Origin of the sequence: Pseudomonas sp. LW8, from assembly GCF_041956865.1 — a bacterium.
GTDB lineage: Bacteria > Pseudomonadota > Gammaproteobacteria > Pseudomonadales > Pseudomonadaceae > Aquipseudomonas > Aquipseudomonas siliginis.
On sequence record NZ_CP168138.1, the window covers coordinates 771074 to 797609 of the forward strand.

A 26536-nucleotide genomic window follows, 5' to 3' on the forward strand; every position below is an offset into this window, starting at 1 on the left:
TCCCTGTAGGAGCTGCCGAAGGCTCGGGCCGCGATCGGACGATCTTTTTGCTTTTGATTTGGCGATCACTGCATTGCCATTAACCTTAAGTTACAAAACCTCCCGCCGATTTACGCTATACAGAGATAGCGCCCGATAGTGGCTATCTGCTCTCGTCCCGCGCCTGCCAATAAAAACAAGAAAAACCAAGGGAGACTTCCAGTGAAGAGCTTGCTCTATCCCGCCGTCTCGCTGATGAACCGTCTGAGCTTCGGCATGAAGTTCAGCCTGATCAGCGTGCTGTTCCTGGTGCCGATGCTGGTGACCAATTTCTATCTGGTACGCGATTCCTATCGCGAATTTCAGGGCACACGCGTCGAATTGCAGAGCCTCGACCTGCTGGGCAGCAGCCTGAACCTGCGCCGGGATCTGGAGACCCTGAACAATCTGGTGCAGATCGACGTTACCCTCGGCCAGTCCGGCAAGGCCGGCAATGTCGAAGCGCAGATCCAGACGCTGGAGCAGGCTTTGCTCGCGCGGCTCGAAGGGCTGACGGCGATGACCGAAGACCCCGAGCAGATCAAGCAATTCGAGGCCAAGCGCGATGAAATGATCGCCGCGTTCAAGGCCCAGCAAGCAGAGAGCTCGCTGCAAAGCAAAAGCGCGTTGATCGGCAAGTTGCTGGCCAGTGCGCAGATTTTCAGCCAGATCATCACCAGTCAGGCCGGGTTGAGCCGCGACAACCAGAGCGACATTCGTCAGCTCAGCGAACTGGTTACGCTGATCACCCCCAGCGTCACGCAAACCCTCGGCGAAGGCCGGGCGATGGGTTCGTATTCGTTGGGCCAGGGCTTTCTCAACAGTTCCTCGAGCACGCGTTTCGACGAGTTGCTGGTGCAGATCGAAAAACTCCAGGCCGAGTACGCCCTGAAACTGCAAGACGCCCTCGGCTCCAGCAGCGCCGCACGCGAATCCCTTAGCGCGCAGGCTGAGAACAGCAAGGCCTCGCTGAAGCAGGCCAGCGAGCTGTTCGAAGAACAAGTGGTGATGGCCGACACCCTCGATGCGCCGTGGCAGGCATTCTACGATCAGGTCACCGGGCTGATGGAACACACCTACCAGCTCAATCAGGCCACGCTGAAATTTCTCGACAGCCAGTTGCAGCAGCGTCTGGCGCAGAACCGCACGCACATGATTCTGCAAGCCTCTGCGCTGTCGGTGGTGTTTGTGCTGATTTTCTATCTTTATGGCGGTTTCTACGCCTCGACCCGGACCACCCTGAAAAGCCTGGGCGCGATGATGGACAAGGTCGCGGCCGGTGACATGACCGTCAACTTCAAGGCCAGCAGCCGTGATGAACTGGGCGAGTTGGGCGAGGTGTTCAACGGTACGGTGAAGAAGATTCACGACTTGATCGAACGCGTGGGCCACACCGTGGGTGAGGTCGAGCGCCAGGCCGGGCAGGTGGAGAGCGTGTCGGCGCAGAGCAATCAGGCCGTGGCCGGGCAGCGCTCGCAGATTGAACAAGTGGCGACGGCGATGAACCAGATGTCGGCGACCTCAATGGAAGTCGCTCGCAGTGCCGCCGCTGCGGTGAGCAGCGCCCACAGCGTCAACGACGAAACCCTCAGCGGACGCGGGCTGGTGGAATCGCAGCAGGGCAGCATTGCCGCGCTGGCCAGCGAAATCGATCAGTCGGTGCTGGTGATCAATCAACTGGCCAGCGACAGCCAGTCGATCAGCCGTGTGCTTGAGGTGATCAAGAGCATCGCCGAACAGACCAACCTGCTGGCGCTCAATGCGGCGATCGAAGCCGCGCGAGCCGGCGAGCAGGGGCGCGGTTTTGCCGTGGTCGCTGATGAAGTGCGCACGTTGGCCAAGCGTACCCAGCAATCGACCGAGGAGATCGAGCAGATGATCGCCAAGCTGCACGGTGGCGTCGGCGCGGCGGTGAAGGCCATGGGCGTCAGCCATCAGATGGCCAACGGCACGGTGGGCCAGTCGGAGAAGGTCCAGCAGGCGCTGGAAAACATCCTTGGCGCGGTGGGCATGATCGTCGATCAGAACCAGCAGATCGCCGCCGCCGTCGAACAGCAGACCGCCGTGGCCCACGACATCGACCAGAATATCGTCGAGATCAACCGTGCCGGCGAACGCACGGCGCAAGGCGCGCACCAGACCGAAGATGCCAGCCGCGCGCTGTCGGCGCAGGTGGTTGAGCTCAAACAACTGATCAGCGCGTTTCGCGTCTGAGCCCCAAACAATCCTTGTAGATACTCTGTTCACGGTCAAGCTTTTTGGGTGTGTTTATCGCTAAAAAGCTTGGCTGTACTGAAGTCTTCGCCTGCCCGCATGCAGGCCCATAGTCCGGTCAGGTATTTGCGCATGACTGCGACGATAGCCTGCATCTTCCTCTTTCCTCGAGCCACCAAGGCTTCGTAAAACGCTTTAACGTTCGGGTCGCAACGTATGGCGGTCAGCGCAGGCATGTACATCGCTGATCGCAAATAGGCATTGCCGCCCTTACTTATCCGGCCGGGTTTATCAATGCTGGTGCCTGATTGCGTGAGTCGGACATCGAGTCCGGCATGGCGGCTGACCTGCGCTGACTTGAGCGTTACCGGTAAGGTCGTCAGTTCAGCCAGCGCCGCAAATACTGAGATCTCACCCATGCCAGGGGCGGCGATCATGTGGGCGAACTGGGCGCTCAACGTTGGGCAGTTGTCGATCAATGCACGACCCGCTAGTCGGAAACGCTCGATTCGTTTGTCAAAGGCGTTGATGGCTTCTTCTTCGTCTTCAATCAGCATCAGAAGAGTTGTTTGAGTGGCTTTTAGTGCATGCAGCTCGTTTTTGGCGCGGGTGCGATGACCCGTCAAACGATTGATGTGGCGACCGATAGCGCGTAGCTCAAGCTGTATTGAAGTGGGCGGCGTCCACAACCTTGGGCTCATGCGTTCGCCGTACTCAGCTAATAACTGGGCATCGATTGCGTCCGTTTTGCTGTTTTTCAGCATCAGCTTTGCAAAGTTGTGAAAACTCTTCGGATTGATAACCGAGACTGGCAAACCCGCCGCAGCGAGCTCCATGGCCAAGTCCAGGTAGTAGATTCCGGTGGCTTCCATCACCACAGATATAGGCTTGAGCTCAAGTAACTTGCCGACAGCAGCTTTGCGCCCCGCCGGTGTCTGGTCGATATTGCACTGACCTGCAAAACGGCCGCCATTGCGCCAGCCCATCGCTGTAGTGCGAGATCCCACATCCAAACCGACGTGCATGTTCATGCTTTCAACTCCAAGAGAACTGAGTTAAAAATGCTTCCTGGTTCCCCTGACCTCGAACTTCATGCCACTGCAACCTTGTAATGCGAAGTCCGACTCGTCGGCTTCTCGATACTCTTCGTGGTGGGCAATGAGGCGGGGGGACCTCTCTACATACAAGGTCAGGAGCAAGTCCTGCCTTAAGGAGCGATCGGTCTCCCCCAGAAACACATCTTCGTATGTCGCACCAGCGAGCTTAGATCTCATTCATGCTGGTGTGTGGGGAACATACAAGGAGCTGACGAGTGCAACGAGGCTGCGATCTTTTGACTTTGCCTTTGAAGATCAAAAGATCGCAGCCTCGTTGCACTCGTCAGCTCCTACCCGGGTACGTGCTACCAGCCGAAGACTTCGCAGCAGTTGGCGGTGCTGGCGTTGGCCAGTTGTTCAGGCGTGATATTCATCAGCTCGGCCAGCGCCGCGCAAATCGCCGGCAGATGCGCCGGGCTGTTGCGCTGGCCGGGGAACATGGCGGGGGCCATGTCCGGTGAGTCGGTTTCCAGCACCACGGATTGCAGCGGCAGTTCCGGCAGGTCGTTGCACAGCCGAGACCCAGTTTGAGTCCCGCTTGATGTATTACCCTGCCTCCTCGCTCGCTATCTAGAAACCCATCGCAGTTTTCCGTTTTCGCGTTCAGCGCAAGCATCTTCGTAGATTCTTGATTTCGGCACGGCTGAGTGAAGCCGCTCGTCGGGACTGTCAGGTTTTACAGTAGGACGAGTTGGGTCAATCGGATTTACTAAATTGGCCTGAACGACCCGACCTATTTTCATCTTGTCTTTACTATGTTTTAAGGAGCGATCATGAAAGCAAGCAACAGATTTTCCGGTGGCAGACCTGCGCCTGGTGTAGAGAACGTTTCTAAAAAAAATACTATCACCAAAGAGAATTTTGAAAGGCTTAGCAAGAACGCGACTTTATATGATGGGGAGCTTCATGCGGTCAGGGGAGCTTACCGGGGACAAATAAGATACAGATATTGGTGGAGTAGCGATGGAAGTATTTTTTACTGTTATTCCACAGAGTACACAATTAATGATCCAGATTATTTTGGAAGGCATAAGGCCAACATACATTTCAGTTTTGATGATGTTCAATGGTGGGGTATTGATTCTCCAGACAGTATGCGACAGGACGATAAGTGGAACGAGTGGGCTGTCGGAGGGTATGTAGGGGCAAATAAAAAAGCTCGAGTGTATGTCAGGTTTGATTTTGATCTTCCTTTCTTTGATGAGAGCGGGGAGAATTCCGTCTACTATACTTTTCCCGGAAAGTGACTTGCTGTTTAGAAGTAGACAGGTTAAATCAAACTTTGGCCGTGGTATGTGCTGTTCTGTGCCCTCCGCTTTGTGGTCTTGGTCAAATTCCTTGAACTTATTGGAATATCGAAGATTCGCAGTAGTGTGCTGAAAGCACTAAGTGATTACATCATTTAGCACAATCTAGAATGTAGGGGAGAGCCTGTTCGTAATAGCGGTCTGTCTGAAAAATAGCTGTAACTGACACACCGCTTTCGCGAGCAGGCTCGCTCCCACAGGGGATTGCGGTGTTACCAGCCGAAGACTTCGCAACAGTTGGCGGTGCTGGCGTTGGCCAGTTGTTCAGGCGTGATATTCATCAACTCGGCCAACGCCGCACAAATCGCCGGCAGATGCGCCGGGCTGTTGCGCTGGCCGGGGAACATGGCGGGGGCCATGTCCGGTGAGTCGGTTTCCAGCACCACCGATTGCAGCGGCAGTTCCGGCAGGACCCGATGCATGCGCAACGCCTGCGGCCAGGTCGGTGCGCCGCCGAGGCCCAGTTTGAAACCAAGCTTGAGGTATTCCCGCGCTTCTTCGCGGCTGCCGGCGAAGGCGTGGATGATGCCGGCGCGTTTGAGCTTGAAGCGCTTGAGCGTGGCGATCACCGCCGCGTGGCTGCGGCGTACGTGGATCAGCGCCGGCAGCTCGAAGTCCGCCGCCAGTTGCAGCTGCGCTTCGAACAACGACTGTTGCCGTTCGCGATCGAGGTTTTCGATGAAGTAATCCAGGCCTATCTCGCCCACCGCACACAACTGCCGATGCCCGCGCAGGCGTGTCAGCCAGTCACCCAGTGCGAGCAAATCCTCGGAGCGATGCTGATCGAGGAACACCGGGTGCAAACCGAACGCCGCATACAGGTCGGCATCGCTCTGCACCAGGTCCCACACCCGTTGCCAGTTGCCCTGATGCACGCCCAGCACGACGATGCGCCGCACGCCGAGGGCGCGGCTTTCTGCCAGCAACTCTGCGCGATCGGCGTCGAAGTCGGGGAAGTCGAGGTGGGTGTGGCTGTCGATCAGCTCCACGCTTCAGTCCCGATGAATACGCTGCTTGAAAGTTCGCGCAATGGCTTGCACGCCCGGTTGGTAGTCGTCCTGCTCGACGGCGGCCAGGGCCAGTTCCAGGGCCTTGTCGGCGATCAACTGGTGTTGCTGGGACATGGCGTTGACCGGCAGTGGCAGGAAATCCAGCAACTGCGTGTCACCGAACGTGCCCAGGCGCAGCGGCCGCGATTTCAGCGGGAAATCATGCAGCGCATCGAACACGCCCTGCAGCAGCACGTAGGAAGTGGTCACCAGCGCGTCAGGCAAATGCCCCAGACGCTGCAGGAGTTCTTCCATCAATTGCTTGCCGCACTCACGGCTGAACGACTCGGCGTGCTCGACCAGCACCTCACCTTTGAAGTCTTTGAGCGCTGCGCGGAAACCGGCAGCACGCTCCTGGCTGATGCTCAGCTCCGGGCGTGCGCCTAGCAGCACGATCTGCTTTGGCTGCGGATCGAGCAGGCTCTGGGTCAGATGCAGGCTGGCCTCGCGGTCGTCGCTGATCACCGAGCAGAAATGCTCCGGCTCCATGACCCGGTCGATGGCGATGATCGGCAGACCCTTGGCCTGCAACTGGCGATAGCTGTCATCACCGGCCGGCAGGCAACTGGCGACGATCAGCGCATCGCAGCGGCGCGCGCGGAACAGTTGCAGCAACTGGCGCTCGCTGTCCGGCGCATCGTCGGAACTGGCAATCAGCAATTGATAGCCGCGAGCCCGCGCGCCTTGTTCGAGCAACTTGGCGATCCGCGCGTAACTGGGGTTTTCCAGATCCGGCAGGATAAAGCCCAGGGTGCGCGTGTGCCGACTGCGCAGGCCGGCCGCTTGCGGATTGGGCGTGAAGCCGTGCAGATCGACCACCGCGCGCACGCGCTCGACGGTCGCGTTGCTGATGCGTTGCTGTTCGGCCTTGCCGTTGATGACGTAGCTGGCGGTGGTGACGGAGACGCCGGCCAACCGCGCAATATCACTGAGTTTCAACCCGGTATTTCCTTGTTTTTTCGAGCATGCCGCGACATTTTCGCCAATCCTACCCGATAAGGGCAGTCGACTTATTGCCTGGGCAGATCCGACCAGTTGGACTTCAAGGATGAGACATTATCGAGTAACGTGCCGATCAATCTAGATTAAACGTTTCAGCAAGCGTATTTTCTACGTTTTAGACGCCTTTGGCCGGTCCTGCCGTGAAACCGCCAAAACTGCCGCTGAAAAGCGCGGCAGAGCGCCTAAGCTGTGAACCATTCAAAACAATACCTGGCGTTGAACTGCGCCAAAAAGGAGATCGCATGCTCGAGCTCACTATAGAGCAGATATCCATGGGCCAGTCGGCCGTGGATAAACCCGCTGCCCTGCAATTGCTGGCCAGTCATCTGGTTGCCGATGGTCTGGTAGCCGACGGCTACCTCGCCGGCCTGCAGGCCCGGGAAGCCCAGGGCTCGACCTTTCTCGGTCAAGGCATCGCCATTCCCCACGGTACGCCGGAAACCCGCGATCAGGTATTCGCCACCGGCGTGCGCCTGATGCAGTTTCCCGACGGCGTCGATTGGGGCGATGGTCAGATCGTTTATCTGGCGATCGGCATCGCGGCGAAATCCGACGAACACCTGCGCCTGCTGCAACTGCTGACCCGCGCCCTCGGCGAGACCGATCTGGGCCAGGCCCTGCGTCGCGCCAGCTCGCCCGAAGCGCTGTTGAAACTGCTGCAAGGCGCGCCGCAGGAACTGGCGCTTGATGCGCAGATGATCGGCCTCGGCGTGTCGGCCGATGATTTCGAAGAACTGGTCTGGCGCGGCGCACGTCTGCTGCGTCAGGCCGATTGTGTGAGCAACGGCTTTGCCGGCGTGTTGCAGCAGGTTGAAGCGCTGCCACTGGGCGACGGCCTGTGGTGGCTGCACAGCGAGCAGACCGTGAAGCGTCCGGGACTGGCGTTCGTCACCCCGGACAAACCGATGCGCTACCTCGGCCAGCCGCTTAGCGGTCTCTTCTGCCTGGCGAGTCTGGGCGAAGCGCATCAGGCGCTGCTCGAGCGTTTGTGCGCGTTGCTGATCGAAGGTCGTGGCCACGAACTGGGCCGCGCCACCAGCAGCCGCAAAGTCCTCGAAGTGCTCGGCGGTGAGCTGCCGGCCGATTGGCCGAGTGCGCGTATTGCCCTGGCCAACGCCCATGGTCTGCACGCACGACCAGCGAAGATTCTTGCGCAACTGGCGAAGAGTTTTGACGGCGAAATTCGCGTGCGCATCGTCGACAGCCAGGACAGCGCCGTATCGGTGAAGAGCCTGAGCAAACTGCTGAGCCTCGGCGCACGCCGCGGTCAGGTGCTGGAGCTGATTGCCGAACCGAGCATCGCCGCCGATGCCTTGCCGGCCCTGCTCGCGGCGATTGAAGAAGGCCTCGGTGAGGAAGTCGAGCCGCTGCCGGCCGTGAGTCAGCAGCGCGAAGTGATCGCCGACATCGCCGAAGTGCTGATCGCGCCGGCCTCCGGCAGCCTGTTGCAGGCGATTCCTGCCGCACCGGGCATCGCCATCGGCCCTGCGCACATTCAGGTGCTGCAAGCCATCGATTACCCGTTGCGCGGCGAGTCGGCGGCCATCGAGCGCGAGCGCCTCAAGCAAGCCCTGAGCGACGTGCGCCGCGACATTCAGGGCCTGATCGAGCGCAGCAAAGCCAAAGCCATCCGCGAGATTTTCATCACTCACCAGGAAATGCTCGACGACCCGGATCTGACCGACGAAGTCGACACCCGCCTCAAGCAAGGCGAAAGCGCCGAAGCGGCCTGGATGGCGGTGATCGAAGCCGCCGCCAAACAGCAGGAATCGCTGCAGGACGCTTTGCTCGCCGAGCGTGCCGCCGATCTGCGCGACATCGGCCGTCGCGTGCTGGCGCAGCTATGTGGCGTGCAGACCGCGAACGAACCTGAGCAACCGTACATTCTGGTGATGGACGAAGTCGGCCCGTCCGATGTCGCGCGTCTGGATCCTGCGCGGGTTGCGGGGATTCTCACCGCGCGCGGCGGTGCTACCGCGCACAGCGCCATCGTCGCCCGCGCGCTCGGTATTCCAGCACTGGTCGGCGCGGGTGCAGCGGTGCTGTTGCTCGAGCCGGGCACGCCGCTATTGCTCGACGGTCAGCGTGGCCGTCTGCATGTCGACGCCGATGCCGCGACCCTCAAACGTGCCGCTGAAGAGCGCGACACCCGCGAGCAACGCCTGAAGATCGCCGCCGAACAACGCCATCAACCGGCACACACCACCGACGGCCACGCCGTCGAAGTGTTCGCCAACATCGGCGAAAGCGCTGGGGTGACCAGCGCGGTGGAGCAGGGCGCCGAAGGCATTGGCCTGCTGCGCACCGAACTGATTTTCATGGCCCACCCGCAGGCGCCGGATGAGGCGACCCAGGAAGCCGAATACCGTCGCGTCCTCGATGGTCTGGCCGGACGGCCGCTGGTGGTGCGCACGCTCGACGTCGGCGGCGACAAACCGCTGCCGTATTGGCCGATCGCCAAGGAAGAAAACCCGTTCCTCGGCGTGCGCGGCATTCGCCTGACCCTGCAGCGTCCGCAGATCATGGAAGCGCAACTGCGCGCCTTGCTGCGTTCGGCCGACAACCGTCCGCTGCGGATCATGTTCCCGATGGTCGGCAGCGTCGAAGAGTGGCGCCAGGCCCGCGACATGACCGAACGCTTGCGTTTGGAAATTCCAGTCGCCGACCTGCAACTGGGGATCATGATCGAGGTGCCGTCCGCCGCGTTGCTTGCGCCAGTGCTGGCCAAGGAAGTGGATTTCTTCAGCGTCGGCACCAACGACCTGACCCAATACACCCTGGCCATCGACCGTGGTCATCCGACGCTGTCTGCACAAGCGGACGGCTTGCACCCGGCGGTCCTGCAACTGATCGACATCACCGTGCGTGCCGCCCATGCCCATGGCAAATGGGTGGGTGTCTGCGGCGAGCTGGCGGCGGATCCGCTGGCGGTGCCGGTGCTGGTTGGCCTCGGTGTCGACGAGCTCAGCGTGTCCGGGCGCAGCATTGCCGAAGTCAAGGCGCGCATCCGTGAACTCAGCCTGCCCCAGGCGCAAACCCTCGCTCAACAGGCCCTGGCCGTGGGCAGCGCGAATGAAGTGCGCGCATTAGTGGAGGCCCTGTAATGGCCAAGATTCTCACCCTGACACTCAACCCGGCACTCGACCTCACCGTCGAGCTGTCGCGGCTGGATGCCGGTCAGGTCAATCGCAGCGAGGAGATGCACACCCACGCTGCGGGCAAAGGCGTCAACGTCGCCCAGGTGCTGGCGGATCTCGGCCATCAGGTCACCGTCAGCGGTTTTCTCGGCGAAGACAATCTGCAAGCGTTCGAAACCCTGTTCGCCAAGCGTGGTTTTGTCGACGCGTTCATCCGCGTGCCGGGCGAGACGCGCAGCAACATCAAGGTCGCCGAACAGGACGGACGCATCACCGACATCAACGGTCCGGGGCCAATGGTCGATGCAATGGCGCAGCAAGCTTTGCTTGATCGCTTGCTGCAGATCGCACCGGGGCACGATGCGGTGGTGGTCGCCGGCAGTCTGCCGCGTGGCGTCACTGCGCAATGGTTGCGCGAGCTGATTGAAAGGCTGAACGCGCTCGGCTTGAAAGTCGCCCTTGATTCCAGCGGTGAGGCTTTGCGCGCCGCGTTGCAGGCCAGCCCCTGGCTGATCAAACCGAACACCGAAGAATTGGCCCACGCCCTCGGCTGCGAAGTGGTGTCGCCGATCGCCGAAGCACAAGCCGCCGCACGTTTGCATGCGCAAGGCATCGAGCACGTGGTGATCTCCCACGGCGCCGACGGGGTCAACTGGTTCAGTGTCGGCTCGGCCCTGCATGCCTCGCCGCCGAAGGTCAGCGTGGCCAGCACGGTTGGTGCCGGCGACTCCTTGCTGGCAGGCATGCTCCACGGTCTGCTTAGCGCCGACACCCCCGAGCAAACCCTGCGCACCGCCACCGCGATTGCGGCAATGGCGGTGACCCAGATCGGTTTTGGCATCAACGACGCTGCGCAACTGGCGCAGCTCGAACAGGGCGTGCGCGTGCGTCCCCTGACAGAACAATAAGAGGGTTTGTGATGAAGTTAGCCATTGTTACGGCTTGCCCGAACGGCATGGTCACCAGTGTGCTGTGCGCGCGCCTGCTCGATGCAGCGGCGCAGCGCCAGGGCTGGAGCACCAGCGTTGAAGTGGTCGATCCGGCACACCCGGAACGCGAGTTGTCGGCGGCGACCATCGAAGCCGCCGAGTGGGTCTTGCTGGTCACCACTGGCGCGGTGGACATGAGTCGCTTCGTCGGCAAGCGCGTGTTCCAGATCGCTCCGGCGCAGGCGCTGCAGGATGTCGAAGCGGTACTGCGTCGCGGTGCTGAAGAAGCCGAAGTCTACGTGGCCAGCGCAGTCGAACCGGCGATTGATGCGCCACGTGCGCCGCGCATCGTCGCCATCACGGCCTGCCCGACCGGCGTCGCCCACACCTTTATGGCCGCCGAAGCGTTGCAGCAGACTGCCAAGCGTCTGGGTTATGAATTGCAGGTCGAAACCCAAGGCTCGGTCGGCGCGAAAACACCACTCAGCGCAACGGCCATCGCCGAGGCTGACGTGGTGTTGCTGGCGGCGGATATCGACGTCGCCACCGAGCGTTTCGCCGGCAAGAAAATCTATCGCTGCGGCACGGGCGTTGCGCTGAAGCAGTCTGAAGCGACTTTGAAAAAAGCCTTGGCCGAAGGCGCTGTCGAAAGTGCGGCAAGCGACGGCAAGGCCCCGACCAAGTCCGAGAAAACCGGCGTCTACAAGCACCTGCTCACGGGTGTGTCGTACATGCTGCCAATGGTGGTGGCGGGTGGTTTGCTGATCGCGTTGTCCTTCGTGTTCGGCATCACCGCGTACAAGGAAGAAGGCACGCTGGCGGCGGCGCTGATGCAGATCGGCGGCGACACCGCGTTCAAGCTGATGGTGCCGTTACTCGCCGGTTACATCGCCTACTCGATCGCCGATCGCCCGGGCCTTGCGCCGGGGATGATCGGCGGTTTGCTCGCAGGCACTCTGGGCGCCGGATTCATCGGCGGGATCATTGCCGGTTTCATTGCCGGTTACGCCGCCAAAGCCATCGCCCGCTATGTGAAATTGCCGCAGAGCCTGGAAGCGCTGAAGCCGATTCTGATCATCCCGTTGCTGGCCAGTCTGGTGACCGGCCTGGTGATGATTTACGTGGTCGGCAAACCGGTCGCCGGCATGCTCGCCGCGCTCACCCAGTTCCTCGACAGCATGGGCACCACCAACGCAATTCTGCTCGGCGTGCTGCTCGGCGGCATGATGTGCGTCGACCTCGGCGGGCCGATCAACAAGGCTGCCTATGCGTTTTCGGTGGGGCTGCTGGCCTCGCAGAGTTACGCACCGATGGCCGCGACCATGGCCGCCGGCATGGTGCCGCCGATTGGCTTGGGCATCGCCACCTTCATTGCCCGGCGCAAGTTCGCGCAGACCGAGCGCGAGGCCGGCAAAGCAGCGTTCGTGCTGGGCCTGTGCTTTATCTCGGAAGGGGCGATTCCGTTTGCTGCGAAAGATCCGCTGCGGGTGATCCCGGCGAGCATCGCTGGCGGCGCGCTGACCGGTGCCTTGTCGATGTACTTCGGCTGCAAACTGATGGCGCCGCACGGTGGCTTGTTCGTGCTGGCGATCCCCAATGCGATCAACTATGCGCTGCTGTATCTGCTGGCGATTGTCGCGGGGAGCCTGGTCACGGCGGTGGTGTATGCGCTGCTCAAACGGCCTGAGGCTGTCGAGCTACCGCTGGAGCCCGCCAAGGCCTGACCGACAACACCAAATCCCTGTGGGAGCGAGCAGGCTCGCTCCCACAGGAGTCTGCATTGTCATAGCGGATTCATACACCCGTGCTTAAGTTTTCCCTTTTGCAGGGAGAACACCATGAGCGATTTCAATCTCGGTCGGCGTCGCGTCATGCAAGCGGTCGGCGCCGGGCTGTTGCTGCCGGGGCTGGCGCCGGCGGTGATTGCCTCGGTCAAGGATCGTCCGCAGCTCACCGAAGGCGTGCAGTCCGGCGACCTGCTCGGCGACCGCGCGATGATCTGGAGTCGCAGCGATCGGCCGGCGCGCATGGTGGTCGAGTGGGACACCGGCAGCCTGTTCGGCAACCCGCGCAAATTCGTCTCGCCACTGGCCGATGCGCGCAGCGATTTCACCGCCCGCGTCGAACTCACCGGCCTGCCGGCCAACCAGGCGATTTTCTATCGCGTGCACTTCGAAGATGCCCAGAGCGGCGTCGCCAGCGAACCGTGGTTCGGCCATCTGCGCAGCGTGCCAACGACAAAACGCGACATCCGTTTTGTCTGGAGCGGTGACACCGTCGGCCAAGGCTTCGGGATCAACCCGGACATCGGCGGCATGCGCATCTACGAAGCCATGCGCCTGCGCCTGCCGGACTTCTTTATTCACAGCGGCGACACCATCTACGCCGACGGCCCGGTGCCCGCGCAACTGACCACAGAAAGCGGGCGCATCTGGCGCAATGTCACCACTGAAGCCAAAAGCAAAGTCGCGCAGACCCTCGACGATTATCGCGGCAACTATCGCTACAACCTGATGGACGAAAACATCCGCCGCTTCAACGCCGAAGTGCCGCAGATCTGGCAGTGGGACGATCACGAAGTGGTCAACAACTGGTCACCGGGCAAGCAGCTGGATGAGCGTTATCAGGAGAAAGATATCCACAAGCTGGTCGGCCGCGCGCGGCAGGCGTGGCTGGAATATGCGCCGATGCGTTTGCAAGCGGCGGACGGCGGCGGGCGCATTTATCGCAAGCTCAGCTACGGGCCGATGCTCGACGTATTCGTGCTGGATATGCGCAGCTATCGCGAAGCCAACGATGCCAACCTTGGCGCGGCAAAACCGTTTCTCGGCCGCGAGCAGCTGGACTGGCTCAAGCGTGAATTGCAGGCATCGAAGGCGCAGTGGAAAGTCATCGCCGCCGACATGCCCATCGGCCTTGGCGTGCCGGACGGCGAGGTCAGTCCGGGCGTTGCGCGTTGGGAAGCCGTGGCCAACGGCGACCCCGGCCCGGCGCAGGGGCGAGAGCTGGAAATCGCCGAGCTGCTCGGATTCCTGCGCGCGCAGCAGGTGCGCAATTTCGTGTTTCTGACGGCGGACGTGCACTACTGCGCGGCGCATCACTATCATCCGGACCGCGCGGCGTTTCAGGATTTCGAACCGTTCTGGGAATTTGTTGCCGGACCGTTGAACGCCGGCAGTTTCGGGCCGAATCCGTTGGACAAGACGTTTGGCCCAGAGGTGGTGTTCGAGAAAGCACCGCCCGCACAGAACACTTCGCCGTTTGCCGGGTTTCAGTTTTTTGGTGAGGTGAATATCGAAGGGCAGAGCGGCGAGATGAGCGTGGTGTTGCGGGATCTGGATGGCATCGCTGTTTACGAACAGAAACTCCAACCGGACTGAGCAGCGCGTCCCCTGTGGGAGCGAGCCTGCTCGCGAAAGCGGACCTACAGCCAACACCAATGTTGACTGTTAAATCGCCTTCGCGAGCAGGCTCGCTCCCACAAGGGGATGGTGTTGGGTCAGTAAACATCCCGGCGATAGCGGCCCTGTTCGATCAGGCGTTCGACTTCGGCGCTGCCGAGGATATCGTTGAGCGCCTGGTCTACGCCTGAGGCCATCCCTTGAAGGCTGCCGCAGATATAAATGACGGCACCATCAGCCAACCACTTCTTCAGTTCATCCGCCGACTCACGCAAGCGATCCTGCACATAAACCTTCTCAGCCTGATCCCGCGAAAACGCCAGATCCAGCCGCGCCAGATCACCATTGACCAACCACTCCTCGAGCTCGGCGCGGCAGAGAAAGTCGTGCTCGCGGTTGCGCTCGCCGAACAGCAGCCACTGCCGTTGCTGACCATCGGCAATGCGTGCCTTGAGCAGGCTGCGCAGGCCGGCGAGACCTGTGCCGTTGCCCAGCAGGATCATCGGCACGGGTTCGTTCGGCAGGTGGAAACCACTGTTGCGCCGCACGCGCAGGCTGATGCTGCCGCCCACAGGCGCATGCTCGGTGAGCCAGCCGGAGCCGATGCCGAGGCTGCCGTCGTTGTGCTGTTCCTGACGCACGATCAGCTCCAGCAAGCCGTCAGCGGCAATCGAGGCGATCGAGTATTCGCGCATCGCCAGTGGCACCATCGCGTCGACCAGCGACTGCGCATGCAAGCCGACCAGATGCGCGCGGTGTTCGGGCAGTTGGCGTGAGGCGAGGGCCACTTCCAGTGGTTCGTCGATGCCGTTGACCTTCACCGGTGTTTCGCCACGGATGCCGAGGCCGTCGAGGAAATGCTCGATCGCCCACGGGCAATTGCGTGGCAGCACTTCGACCAGGTCACCGGCCAGCCAGCTGCGGGTGTCCGGGGCTTTGAGGCCGAGCAGATAGACCGGCGCGCCGCTGCTGTCGGGGTTCATCAGTTCGCGACGGACCAGCGTCCAGTTGTCGTAGCTGGGTGCTTGCCAGGTTTCGCTCGGCGCCTGTCCGGTGAGCTGGCCGAGTTGCGTTTGCCAGTGACGCAGCGCGTAGGGATCGGCGCTGTCGACCTCCACCGGGGCGAAGAGCGTCTTGCCGCCGTGCTCGCCGAGCCATTGATGCAAGCGTTTGGCGAAGCCACAGAAGTGCGCGTACTGCCGATCGCCGAGGCCGAGCACGGCGTAGTTGAGGCCATCGAGTGTCGAGGCCTTGGCCAGTACTTTGCGCTCGAAACCACGGGCGCTGTCCGGCGCTTCGCCGTCGCCGAAGGTGCTGACCACGAACAACGCGTTATTGGAATTGCGCAGTTCCTGTTCGCCGATATTGGCCAGCGGCTGCACGTTGACCGGCAACCCGGCGGCCTGCAATTGTCCGGCGGTCTGCCACGCCAATTGTTCGGCGAAACCGCTCTGGCTGGCGAAACCGATCAGCCAGGCCGAAGCCTCGGTGGACGGTTGCGCGAGGCCCAGGCGGGCATCCTTGATCTGCTTTTTCTTGCGCCGACGATCCAGATACAGCAGCCAGCCAGTGATGAAGAACAGCGGCATGCACACCGCCGCGATCGTCACGATGATGCGCCCGACAAGGCCGAAATAGCTGCCGACGTGCAGCGCATAAATGCTGGTCAGCAGTTGGGCCTTGAAGCTTTTGTCGGCATAGCGGTCGACGCGTTTGACCACGCCGGTGGCCGGGTCGAGGGTGATCTGGTTCAGCGCGCGGTCATGGGGCGAGCTGTCGAGCAGGTAGAACACCGTCGCCGGCTGGCCGGCCACCGCCGGCATGCGAATGTTGTACGCGGCCAGACCCGGGCCGGCAGCGCTGTAGATGCTGCTCCACATCGCCGCGTAGTCGGCGGTCGGTGCCGGGCCTTCCGGCGCCGGGCCGCGACCGCCGCGCACGCGTTCGTTTTGCGGCGCGTCGGAAAGCAGTCGGGTCAGGCCCTTGTTGTACCACTCGTACGACCATGACAAGCCGGTCAACGCCAGCAGCAGATAGACCAAAAGGCACCAGGTACCGGCCACCGAGTGCAGATCCCAATTGAACGCGCGGCCCTTCTTTTTCCAGTCCAGGGTCAACCACACGCGCCAGCTGTTCCACTGGCGTGGCCAGCGCAGATAAAGGCCGGAGAGGCAGAAGAACAGCAGCATCAAGGTGCAGGCGCCGGTGATGTTGCGCCCGGTATCGCCCATGGCGAGGAAACGGTGCAGTTGCAGCATCAGGCCGAAGAAGTCCTGGCCGGTGGCATCGCCCTTGAACTCGGCGGTGTACGGGTCGAAGTAGCGCATTTCGCCACGTCGTTCGCCCTTGGGCGGGGTGAAGAACACCCGTGCGGCGTGACCGCTGTCGGTCTCGACCCAGAGCATCGCGACTTTCTTGCCGGACGCGGCTTCGATGCGCTCCACCAGTTCCACTGGCGGCAGCACGCCGGCGACCTGTTTTTCCACCTGCAGAACGGACGGATTGAGCGCGCGCAGGATCTCGTCCTGAAACGAATAGGCCGCGCCGGTGATGCCCATCAGGGCCAGCACCAGCCCTGCGGTGATGCCAAAAAACCAGTGCAACTGGAACAGGGTTTTCTTCAACACGTCACTCGCCGTCCGTTCGGAAATTGTCATCACGGCGCGCATTATGCCGTGGGTTATCAAGAAGCGTTTTGCGTAACACACAAAAGCCCCGTTCAACTGAATGAACGGGGCCGAGCCTCGCGGCACATTCTCTGTGGGAGCGAGCCTGCTCGCGAAAGCGGTGTGTCAGTCAGCATCGATGTTGCTGAAAGATTGCCTTCGCGAGCAGGCTCGCTCCCACAGGTATTCACATCGGTCAGAAGTGGAAATTGGTGCTCAACAGCGCCGTGCGTCCCGCCGCCTGATTGGCGAAGTGGGTCGAGAAGGCTTTGTCGTAATAGGTTTCGTCGGTCAGGTTCTGCACGTTGAGTTGCAGGTCGACGTTCTTGGTCAGCTTGTAGGCCGCCATCGCGTCGTAACGCACGTACGAATCGACCATCGTCGTGTTGGCGACACTGCCGTAGACGTCGTCGACGTAGAACGCGCCACCACCGATCGTCAGCTTTGGCGTGACCTGATACGTGGTCCACAGGCTGGCGCTGTTTTTCGGCGTGTTCGGCAGATCGTTGCCGTCGTTGGCGCGACCCAACGGACCACCGTCAACCTGTTCGCTGTCCATGAAGGCGTAACCGGCGAACACCTGCCACTTGTCGGTAATCTTGCCGCTGGCCGACAGTTCGAAGCCTTGTACGCGGGTCTTGCCGGCGTTCTCGTAGGAACTGGTATCGACTTGCACGCGAGCGTTTTCCTTCTCGGTGCGGAAGATGTCGGCGGTCAGCGACAGGCGATCATTGAGCAGATCCCACTTGGTGCCGATCTCATAGTTCTTGGTGGTTTCCGGCTCCATGTCGCTGCTCAGCAGGTTGCCGCTGCGATCCGGTGTGCCGCCCAGCGGGTTGCCTTCCTGACCTTCGCCCAAGGTGTTGCCCGGCGGTGTCGCCGAGGTCGCATAAGAGGCGTAGATGCTGCCGTTTTCCGCCGGCTTGTAGACCACGCCGAACTGACCGGTGACGAATTCGCTGGTGTCATCGCCCTTGGAGGTGGTGCGGCCAGCGGCGTTGTAAGTTTTGTAATCGGTGTCGAAGTGGTCGTAGCGCAGGCCCATGTTCACCAGCCATTGCTCGGACAATTCCAGCGTGTCGAACACGTACAGCGCGTAGGTGTCGGCCTGGGTGTCGGTGCCGGCGTAGTTGCGCGAGATTGCGCCGTTCCACGGATCGTTCGGATTCGGGTTCGACAGCGAGGTGCAGTTGTAACCGCTCGAAGCGCCAATCATCGCCGGTGTGCAGTTGCTGCTGGAAGGCACATTGGTCGTACGCGGCGTGGTGTCGGTGTTGACGTTGTACGAGGATTTCTCGCTCTGCTCACGGGTGTATTCAACACCGGTGGAGAAGCTGTTCTTGAAACCGGCCACGTAGAAGGTGCCGAACAGGTCGGTCTGGTTGGTGGTGGTTTCGGTGTTGCTCACCCGCGTGTTGGCCCGACGCCAGACGCTGCCGTTGTTGACGTTGCCCTTGCTGTCGTCCGGCTGGGTGAGGATGTAATCCTGCATGCTGCTGCCGTGGCGCAGGGTGTTCTTGATGGTCAGCGCGTCGTTGAGGTCGTGCTCGATGGCGAAGGTCGCGGTGTCGGTGCGGCCCTTGCGGAAGTCACGATCCAGACCATAGAAGTTGTCGTGATCGCCACCGGCGTACGGCTTGTCCGGATTGGACTTGGTGCGTGCGGCCGAACCACCGGTTGGGATGGTGTACGGGATGCCCGAGTCCGGGGTGTCGTTGCTTTCCAGATGGTAGTAGTCGAGGTTTACACGGGTATCGGTGCCCAGGCCGAAGGCCAGCGACGGCGCGATGCCCCAACGGTCGTAATCGACCTTGTCGCGACCGGCGACGTTGCTCTCGTGGCTCATCAGGTTGAGACGGCCGGCAGCGCTGTCGCTGAACTGATAGTTGCCGTCGAGGGTGTAGCGCTGGGTCTGGTCGGAGCCGTAGGTGAAGCCGCCGTCGAACGAGTTGCCCAGATGGGCTTTCTTGCTCACCAGGTTGATGCTGCCGCCGGCGGCGCCGCGACCGCCAATCGCCGAGTTCGGGCCTTTGCTGACTTCGATGTTTTCCACGGCGAAGATTTCGCGGCTCTGCGAACCGGTGTCGCGCACGCCGTCCAGGTAAGTGTCACCCTGAGCATCGAAGCCGCGAATGAATGGACGGTCGCCCTGCGGGTTGCCGCCTTCACCGGCACCGAAGGTAATGCCCGGCACGGTACGCAGGGCGTCCTGCATATTCAGCGCGCCGGTGTCCTTGAGCACTTGCTGCGGGATGACGGTGACCGAGCGCGGCGTGTCGACCAGCGGTGCGGTGTACTTGGGCGAGGAGGCTTTTTCGACCTGATAGGAGGTCGAGTCCTGGGCTTCACCAGTGATGGCGGTGGCATCCAGGGCAATGGCGTTGCCGGAAGTTTTGCTCTCGGTTTTTTCCGCCGCGAAGACCATCTGCCCAGCCGAGCCGGCGGTGATTGCGACACCGATTGCCGAGGCGAGCAGACGTGGTGAACTGACCGGTAATTGTGCGTGTTGACGTGCCATTTTTATTCCCCTCCCCAAGGATTTGAGGCGGCGGAATATAGGGTAAACAGGTATTCGTATCAATTGCGAAACATTGTTATTCGCATTGAATTTACATTCTTTACAATTTGCCCTTACGGTTTCTGCCCGTTCATTCGTCTTGCGGGTTTTACACGGTCAATAAGAATCAATACCATTGCCGCCTTCTTGCCATCAGGTGACATCGCCATGCTGCTGCACATTCCCGGGCTGTTCGCAAAAGATGAAGTGCAGCGCATCCGCCAGGCACTGGAGCAAGCGGATTGGGCCGACGGCAAGATCACCGCCGGCTTCCAGTCGGCCAAGGCCAAGCACAATCTGCAACTGCCCGAAGGCCACCCGCTGGCCAAGGAAATCGGCGCGGCGATGCTCGAGCGGTTGTGGAAAAATCCGCTGTTCATGTCTGCCGCACTGCCGCACAAGGTCTTCCCGCCGCTAGTGAACTGCTACACGGCCGGCGGCAGTTTCGATTTCCACATCGACAATGCCGTGCGCCAGCCCAAGGGCAGCATCGAGCGGGTGCGCACCGATCTGTCGGCGACGCTGTTTTTCAGCGAGCCTGAAGGTTATGACGGCGGCGAACTGGAGATTCAGGACACCTACGGCACCCAGCGCGTGAAGCTGCCAGCCGGCGACATGGTGTTGTATCCGGGCACCAGTTTGCACAAGGTCAATGCGGTCACACGTGGTGCGCGTTATGCGTCATTTTTCTGGACGCAGAGCCTGGTGCGCGAAGACAGCCAGCGCGCGTTGCTGTTCGAGATGGACGGGGCGATTCAGCAGCTGACTCAGGACGTCCCCGATCACCCTTCGCTGATCCGCCTCACCGGCACTTATCACAACTTGCTGCGGCGTTGGGTCGAGGTATGAGTTTCCAGCTACGCCGCGAGGAAGTCCTCGATGCGGCCGGGTTGGCGGCGATGCTTGAAGAAAGCCCGGCCCGCGCTGCGCAGGCGATTTTGCTGGCGGCGGGCGAGGGCGAGGTTGAAGCGCAGGCGTTGCTTGGGCAGATCCTGCTGGATGGCCAAGGCATCGCCCAGGATCAGCCATTGGCGCTGCGCTGGTTCGCTATTGCCGCCAATCGCGGGCATCTGATGGCGCGCAACATGCTCGGGCGTTGCCATGAGCATGGTTGGGGATGTGCGGCGGAAGCCTCGGTGGCGGCGCAGCATTATCGAATCGCTGCCGAGGCGGGGCTGGACTGGGCGATGTACAACCTTGCAAATCTACTGGCCACCGGGCGCGGGGTGAAGGTTGATCATCAGCAGGCGCTGGCGTTGTACCGGCGCGCGGCTGAGTTGGGCCATGCGAAATCGATGAACCTGCTGGGGCGCTATCTGGAGGAAGGGCAGGTGTGTCAGGCGGATCCGCTGGCGGCGCGTGACTGGTATCGGCGTTCGGCTGAGGGAGGGGATTTTCGTGGGCAGTTCAGTTTCGCTGCAGTTTTAGCGGATGAGGGGCGGATTGATGAAGCGGTTGTTTGGCTTGAGAAAGCCTTGGCCGGGGGCAATCTGAATTTCCTGCGGGTGGCGAGTGAAACGCTGTTAAGTGCTACAGATCCAAAAATCCAGGGGATGGCTGCTCGGTTCTCGCTTCGCTATGCAGAATTGCAGCGCGTCTGAATTCGCAAGCCCTCACCCTAACCCTCTCCCGGAGGGAGAGGGGACTGATTGGGGGATGTTTAAGAGGTACGCCGACCTGAAAGTGCTTTGCCGAATCCATAATCGACTCGATCCTTCTGGTCGGTGCATGATGCGCTACACCTCGGTTGGCTCCCTCTCCCTTGGGAGAGGGCTGGGGTGAGGGGCCTCGGTTTCAAGTACCCCGCAAAACTTCAAGTCGAACGCACAGACACAAAAAAGCCCATGACACGTCATGGGCTTTTCACTTGCAGCCAGCAGCTAGAAACTTGCCGCTGCCTCTTAAACGTAAAACGACTTCAGCGGCGGGAAGCCATTGAACTCGACCGCGCTGTAACTGGTGGTATACGCACCGGTCGACAACCAGTACAGACGATCACCAATCGCCAGGTTCAGCGGCAGGCCATACTTGTAGTTCTCGTACATGATGTCGGCGCTGTCGCAGGTCGGGCCGGCGATGACGACTTCTTCCATCTCGCCTTTCTTCTCGGTCCAGATCGGGAACTTGATCGCTTCGTCCATGGTTTCGATCAGGCCGGAGAACTTGCCCACATCCGTGTAAACCCAACGCTCGACAGCAGTGCGCGACTTGCGCGCAACCAACACCACTTCGCTGACCAGAATACCGGCGTTGGCGATCAGCGAGCGGCCAGGCTCCAGAATGATTTCCGGCAGGTCATCACCGAAGTCTTCTTTCAGGAAGCGGATGATCTCTTCGGCGTAGGTTTCCAGGCTGTTGGTGCGGGTGATGTAGTTGGCCGGGAAGCCGCCGCCCATGTTGATCAGCTTCAGGTGAATGCCGTCTTCTTCTTTCAGACGCTCGAAGATTACTTTGACCTTGGCGATCGCCGCGTCCCAGACGCTGATGTCGCGCTGTTGCGAGCCGACGTGGAACGAGATGCCGTACGGCACCAGACCGAGGTCGCGAGCGAGGATCAGCAAGTCCATGGCCATGTCGGTCTGGCAGCCGAACTTGCGCGACAGCGGCCAGTCAGCAGTGGTCGAGCCTTCAGTGAGGATGCGCACATAGACTTTCGAACCCGGTGCAGCCTTGGCGATGTTGCGCAGGTCGGCTTCGGAGTCGGTGGAGAACAGACGCACGCCCTTCTCATAGAAGTAGCGGATGTCCTTGGATTTCTTGATGGTGTTGCCGTAGCTGATACGGTCCGGGCTGACGCCGCGATCCATGACTTTGTCCAGCTCGTAGATCGAGGCAATGTCGAAGCTCGAGCCCTTGTCTTTGAGCAGGTCGATGATCTCGACGGCCGGGTTGGCCTTGACCGCGTAGTAGACCTTGGCGAATTCGAAACCGGCGCGCAGGTCATCGTAGGCCTGGGCGATCATCGCGGTGTCGATCACCACGAACGGGGTTTCCTGTTTGTCGGCGAACGCCTTCATTTTGTCGAATGTAGCGCGCGCGAAATAGTCTTCGACCTGGATCGACATGCTGGGTGCTCCTATGGGCAAACTCGTAAAAACAATGGGTGCATGAACGCCCTCCGTATCCCCACTTTGGTTCGCCTACTTCCCAAGGCATTGCCGCCGAAAGCAAAAAGGCCCAGAGATGTGCGGTTATCCCTTGGCCTTGCTGTCTCGTCGTCAGTACTTGAGCCGGATGGATCGTTTCCAGCATGGACGTTCGGCGCGAACTTTAGGGCGTGAGGGGCGCGAGATCAACTAAAAATGTCGCGTTTTTGCACGCTTCTGACGTGCGTCGCGTTCATCACTCCTTCTACCCGACCGAGATGACGGGCAGATGTTCCCGGCAAATTTTCGAGTGTTAAAAATACCTGCACGTTCGTGGCTTTTGTCGGCTAGATCGTTGGTAAGTGTGATGGCTGCAACATCGGCGACGTTGGCAGCGAGAGAGTCTTTTGAAGGGGGATTTGGACCTTGAAGAAGCTGAATTGACGACACTCTAGCAGGAGAGGCTGTTGAGATTCTTTGTCACCCAGTGAAGATCAACAAAATTGCGTAGATCCTGTGGGAGCGAGCCTGCTCGCGAAGGCATTTTCACAGCCGCCATCAGCGTCGACTGATATTGCGCTTTCTCGAGCAGGCTCGCTCCCACAGGGATCGGGTTTCAACCGCGTAGATGGTTTACGCGACCACGGTCTCAGCCGGCGAGACGATACTGGTCTTCATCCCCCGCGAACGCCCCGAACTCAGATAAGCCGCAATCGATTCCTGCGTCACTTCACCGAGGAATACCCGTTCGGCGTCCATTACCGGCAGCCAGGCGCGGTTGAACTCGTACATGCGCGACAACAGGATGCGCAGGTGCTCGTCGTACGCTGCGGTGGCGTTGAACTCGCGCAGGAATTGCGCGCAGGTGCCGGTCTGGCGATGCAGGTCGCGACGGCGCACGTACCCCAGCGCCTTGTTCTCGGCGCAGGTGACCACCACGTAGCGACGGTCGTGCTCGTCCATCAATTCCAGCGCATCGGCCACTGGCGTTTCCGGGCTGACCGACGGCGCGTTGTCCGCCGCGTCTTCGGCCTTCACCAACAGCAGGCGTTTGAGCGTGCTGTCCTGGCCGACGAAGTTGCTGACGAAATCATCCGCCGGATGCGCCAGCAGGGTGTCCGGATGGTCGATCTGCAGCAGCTTGCCGGCGCGGAAAATGGCGATCTTGTCGCCCAGTTTGATGGCTTCGTCGATGTCGTGGCTGACCATGATTACGGTCTTGTTCAGCGCGCGCTGCATCTCGAAGAATTCGTTCTGGATCATCTCGCGGTTGATCGGGTCGACCGCGCCAAACGGCTCGTCCATCAACAGCAGCGGCGCATCAGCGGCCAAGGCGCGGATCACGCCGATACGCTGTTGCTGACCACCGGACAGTTCACGCGGGTAGCGATGCAGATACTGCTTGGGCTCAAGCTTGATCATGCTCATCAGTTCGCGGGCGCGGTCGTGGCATTTCTGTTTGTCCCAGCCGAGCAGTTTTGGCACCACGACGATGTTTTCTTCGATGGTCATGTTCGGGAACAGACCGATCTGCTGGATCACATAGCCGATGTTGCGGCGCAGGGTCACCTCGTCGAGATCGGTGGTGTCTTCACCGTTGATGAGGATCTTGCCCGAAGTCGGTTTGATCAGGCGGTTGATCATTTTCAGCGTGGTGCTTTTGCCGCAACCCGATGGCCCGAGGAACACGCAGATCTCGCCTTCATTGACGGTCAGGCTTACCGAATCCACGGCTTTGACATCTTTGCCGTTGCTTTGGAAAGTTTTGCTGAGGTTTTGAAGTTCGATCATTTCAGGAGTCCTTTTGGAGTCAACGAGCGTTGCAGCCATTGGAGAAACAGGTCGGCGAAGATCGCCAGAAGACTGACCAGCAGCGCGCCGACAATAAGCATCGACATGTCACTGCGGCTGATGGAGGCGAGGATCAACACACCGAGGCCGCCGGCGCCGATGGTCGCGGCGATGGTCATCACGCCGATGTTCATCACCACGGCGGTGCGCACGCCAGCGAGGATCACTGGCACCGCAATCGGCAGTTCGACCATGCGCAGGCGCTGGCCGAAGGTCATGCCGATGCCGCGCGCAGCTTCGCGGATGCCCGGTTCAACGCCGGTCAGGGCGAGGTAGGTGTTGCGCATGATCGGCAGCAGCGAATAAAGGAACACGGCGGTGATCGCCGGCAGCGGCCCCAGGCCCTGGCCGAACTTGGAATAGAACGGCAGCAGCAGACCGAACAGGGCGATCGACGGCACGGTCAGCAGCACCGTGGCGCTGGCCTGCAGCGGGCCGGCGAGGGTGGGGAAGCGTGTCATCAGGATGCCCAGCGGCACGCCGATGACGATCGCCAGGGTCACGGCGATGCCGACCAGAGTGATGTGCTGCCAGGTCAGGTGCATCACCTGCTGCCAGTCGAGATGGGAAAAGGCGTTCAGAAATTCCATGACTTCTCCTCTCTTAATTCAGTGGATGCTGGCGCAGGAAATCGGCGGCAACGGACGAAGGGCTCTCGTGGTCGACGTCGACCCGCGCGTTGAGCTGGCGCATGGTTTCGTCGTCGAACAGTTCGGCCAGCGGCTTGAGTTGTTCGGCCAGTTTCGGGTTGGCATCCAGCGTGGCCTGACGCACCACGGGAGCGGCGGTGTAGTCGGGGAAGTAATGCTTGTCGTCTTCCAGCAATTTCAGGCCGAAGGCATTGAGGCGGCCATCGGTGGTGTAGACCAGACCGGCAAACACCTGACCGTTACGTAGCGCGGTGTAGACCAGGCCGGCGTCCATCTGGCGGATGTTCTTGCGGGTCAGGTTCATGTCGTAGAGCTTGACCATGCCGTCGAGACCGTCGGAGCGGTTTGCGAACTCGGTGTCCAGCGCCACCAAGTGGTTGGTCTTGGCCTCGGCGCGCAGCACTTCGTTGAGCTGGCTGATGTTGCCGATCTGCGGATATTGCTCGGCGATTTTTTTCGGCAGAGCGAGGGCGTAGGTGTTGCTGAATTTCGACGGCGTCAGCCAGATCAGGCCTTTTTTCGCGTCGAGTTCTTTGACCCGGGCGTAGGACTGCGCGCTGTCGAGTTTTTCAGTGACGTGGTTATAGGCCACCAGCGACACGCCGGTGTATTCCCAGAGCAGGTCCAGCTGGCCACTTTCGTGGGCGCTGCGCGCGAGGTTGCTGCCCAGACCGCCGGTGATTTGCGCGTCGTAGCCTTTGCTGCGCAGGTATTGCGCGGTGATTTCGGCGAGCAGGGTCTGCTCTGTGAAGACCCGGGCGCCGAGGCGGATGACCGGTTTTTCAGCGGCTTGCGCGATTCCTGCGAACAGCAGGACGCAGCCTAAGATCAAGCTAAGTCGTTTCATAAATATTCCTTCGCAAAGCCTTAAGACGGGCGCAAACCGCGTTCCAGCCAGAGACGGCTGGCGAGGGTGACCACGCCATCGAGCAACAGCGCCAACAGCGCGGTGCACGCGGCGCCGAGCAGCAGTTGTGGCTGATTGTTCAGGGCGATGCCAGGGAAGATCAGGCTGCCGAGGCTGTTGGCGCCGATCAGGAACGCCAGCGGCGCAGTGCCGACGTTGATCGCCAGTGCGACACGCACGCCACCGACGATGATCGGCACGGCGTTGGGCAATTCGACTTTCCACAGCACTTGGCGCGGCGTCATGCCGATGCCGACAGCGGCTTCTTTCAGCGAGCCCTGAACATTTTTCAGGCCTTCATAGGTGTTGCGCACGATCGGCAACAGCGAGGCGAGGAACAGCGCGAAGATCGCCGGGCCACTGCCGATGCCGAGGATGCCCAGCGCAATCGCGAGCACGGCCAGCGGTGGCACGGTATTGCCGATATTGAAGATCTGCATGAAGCGTTCGGCGCGGCCGACCATGGTCGGGCGGCTGAGGAAGATACCGGCGGGAATGCCCACGACAAGGGCGGCCAGCATGGAAGCGAGGACGAGAATCAGATGAGCTTGCAGGTAAAACAACAAATCGTCGCGGTAGTGTTCGATCGTGTTGATGCCGATCCAGTGGACCAGCAGGGCCAGGAGCGCGATCACCACCGCACCTCCCATCAGCCCTTTGCCATA

The 26536-nt window shown here is 60.8% G+C and carries 18 protein-coding genes and 1 pseudogene; 8 read left to right on the forward strand and 11 right to left on the reverse strand.

The genetic code is table 11. From position 1 onward, the window contains the following. The first annotated feature begins 1542 nt into the window (after positions 1 to 1542). The gene (locus AB9L16_RS03525) at positions 1543 to 2232 is read left to right on the forward strand and encodes a methyl-accepting chemotaxis protein (RefSeq protein WP_370695133.1); all 690 of its coding nucleotides are present in this window, start codon (positions 1543 to 1545) and stop codon (positions 2230 to 2232) included. 35 nt (positions 2233 to 2267) lie between these two features. Here AB9L16_RS03525 and AB9L16_RS03530 read toward each other — a convergent pair whose 3' ends face one another. Next, a complete protein-coding gene (locus tag AB9L16_RS03530; protein ID WP_150638880.1) occupies positions 2268 to 3263 on the reverse strand; it encodes an IS110 family transposase in 996 nt (331 codons plus the stop codon). Between the two features lie 371 nt (positions 3264 to 3634). Continuing rightward, positions 3635 to 3906: pseudogene (locus AB9L16_RS03535) on the reverse strand (TatD family hydrolase); the annotation flags it as partial. A 196-nt stretch (positions 3907 to 4102) separates the two neighbouring features. On the opposite strand from AB9L16_RS03535, the gene AB9L16_RS03540 reads away from it, so the two are divergent. After that, positions 4103 to 4576: a hypothetical protein gene (locus AB9L16_RS03540; protein ID WP_375123116.1), complete on the forward strand. Its 474-nt coding sequence runs from the start codon at positions 4103 to 4105 to the stop codon at positions 4574 to 4576. Positions 4577 to 4848: 272 nt separating this feature from the next. Here the strand turns inward: AB9L16_RS03540 and AB9L16_RS03545 are convergent, their stop codons facing one another. Together AB9L16_RS03545 and cra are read right to left on the reverse strand one after the other, a co-directional pair. After that, a complete protein-coding gene (locus AB9L16_RS03545) occupies positions 4849 to 5625 on the reverse strand; it encodes a TatD family hydrolase (RefSeq protein WP_310220314.1) in 777 nt (258 codons plus the stop codon). Positions 5626 to 5628: 3 nt separating this feature from the next. Further along, complete coding sequence (gene cra / locus AB9L16_RS03550) at positions 5629 to 6624, reverse strand: catabolite repressor/activator (protein ID WP_016771742.1); 996 nt, start codon at positions 6622 to 6624, stop codon at positions 5629 to 5631. A 305-nt stretch (positions 6625 to 6929) separates the two neighbouring features. Here cra and ptsP point away from each other — a divergent pair, with 305 nt between their 5' ends. The 4 genes from ptsP (at position 6930) to AB9L16_RS03570 (ending at position 14133) form a co-directional block, all read left to right on the forward strand. Next, positions 6930 to 9791, forward strand: coding sequence for a phosphoenolpyruvate--protein phosphotransferase (ptsP, locus tag AB9L16_RS03555; protein ID WP_122610853.1), 2862 nt, complete (start codon positions 6930 to 6932; stop codon positions 9789 to 9791). Beyond that, positions 9791 to 10732 (forward strand): 1-phosphofructokinase, encoded by a 942-nt coding sequence (gene pfkB / locus AB9L16_RS03560; protein WP_256809566.1) that lies wholly within the window; start codon positions 9791 to 9793, stop codon positions 10730 to 10732. Before ptsP ends, pfkB begins: the two co-directional genes overlap by 1 nt. Before the next feature lie 11 nt (positions 10733 to 10743). Continuing rightward, complete coding sequence (locus AB9L16_RS03565) at positions 10744 to 12477, forward strand: PTS fructose-like transporter subunit IIB (RefSeq protein ID WP_375123117.1); 1734 nt, start codon at positions 10744 to 10746, stop codon at positions 12475 to 12477. A 114-nt stretch (positions 12478 to 12591) separates the two neighbouring features. Next, the gene (locus AB9L16_RS03570; protein ID WP_375123118.1) at positions 12592 to 14133 is read left to right on the forward strand and encodes an alkaline phosphatase D family protein; all 1542 of its coding nucleotides are present in this window, start codon (positions 12592 to 12594) and stop codon (positions 14131 to 14133) included. A gap of 119 nt (positions 14134 to 14252) precedes the next feature. On the opposite strand, the gene AB9L16_RS03575 is transcribed toward AB9L16_RS03570, so the two are convergent. Together AB9L16_RS03575 and AB9L16_RS03580 are read right to left on the reverse strand one after the other, a co-directional pair. Next, positions 14253 to 16781, reverse strand: a complete 2529-nt coding sequence (locus tag AB9L16_RS03575; RefSeq protein WP_375123753.1) for a PepSY domain-containing protein — start codon at positions 16779 to 16781, stop codon at positions 14253 to 14255. Between the two features lie 235 nt (positions 16782 to 17016). Next, positions 17017 to 19338, reverse strand: a complete 2322-nt coding sequence (locus AB9L16_RS03580; RefSeq protein ID WP_150636079.1) for a TonB-dependent siderophore receptor — start codon at positions 19336 to 19338, stop codon at positions 17017 to 17019. Between the two features lie 207 nt (positions 19339 to 19545). Between AB9L16_RS03580 and AB9L16_RS03585 the strand changes: the two genes are divergently transcribed. Next, complete coding sequence (locus tag AB9L16_RS03585) at positions 19546 to 20226, forward strand: Fe2+-dependent dioxygenase (RefSeq protein WP_122692827.1); 681 nt, start codon at positions 19546 to 19548, stop codon at positions 20224 to 20226. Continuing rightward, positions 20223 to 20978 (forward strand): tetratricopeptide repeat protein, encoded by a 756-nt coding sequence (locus AB9L16_RS03590; RefSeq protein ID WP_375123119.1) that lies wholly within the window; start codon positions 20223 to 20225, stop codon positions 20976 to 20978. Before AB9L16_RS03585 ends, AB9L16_RS03590 begins: the two co-directional genes overlap by 4 nt. A 300-nt stretch (positions 20979 to 21278) precedes the next feature. Here the strand turns inward: AB9L16_RS03590 and AB9L16_RS03595 are convergent, their stop codons facing one another. The 5 genes from AB9L16_RS03595 to AB9L16_RS03615 all read right to left on the reverse strand — a co-directional run bounded on the left by AB9L16_RS03595 (position 21279) and on the right by AB9L16_RS03615 (position 26521). Next, positions 21279 to 22442 carry a type III PLP-dependent enzyme gene (locus AB9L16_RS03595; protein WP_016771733.1) on the reverse strand — a complete coding sequence of 388 codons (1164 nt, stop codon included), beginning with the start codon at positions 22440 to 22442 and terminating at the stop codon, positions 21279 to 21281. A gap of 654 nt (positions 22443 to 23096) precedes the next feature. Continuing rightward, a complete protein-coding gene (locus AB9L16_RS03600) occupies positions 23097 to 24254 on the reverse strand; it encodes a betaine/proline/choline family ABC transporter ATP-binding protein (protein WP_016771732.1) in 1158 nt (385 codons plus the stop codon). Further along, positions 24251 to 24904: an ABC transporter permease gene (locus AB9L16_RS03605; RefSeq protein WP_039759484.1), complete on the reverse strand. Its 654-nt coding sequence runs from the start codon at positions 24902 to 24904 to the stop codon at positions 24251 to 24253. Before AB9L16_RS03605 ends, AB9L16_RS03600 begins: the two co-directional genes overlap by 4 nt. 13 nt (positions 24905 to 24917) lie before the next feature. Next, entirely contained in the window at positions 24918 to 25811 is an 894-nt protein-coding gene (locus AB9L16_RS03610; RefSeq protein WP_236169299.1) for a glycine betaine ABC transporter substrate-binding protein, read from the reverse strand. 20 nt (positions 25812 to 25831) lie between these two features. After that, the gene (locus tag AB9L16_RS03615; RefSeq protein WP_172667905.1) at positions 25832 to 26521 is read right to left on the reverse strand and encodes an ABC transporter permease; all 690 of its coding nucleotides are present in this window, start codon (positions 26519 to 26521) and stop codon (positions 25832 to 25834) included. Between the last annotated feature and the right edge of the window lie 15 nt (positions 26522 to 26536).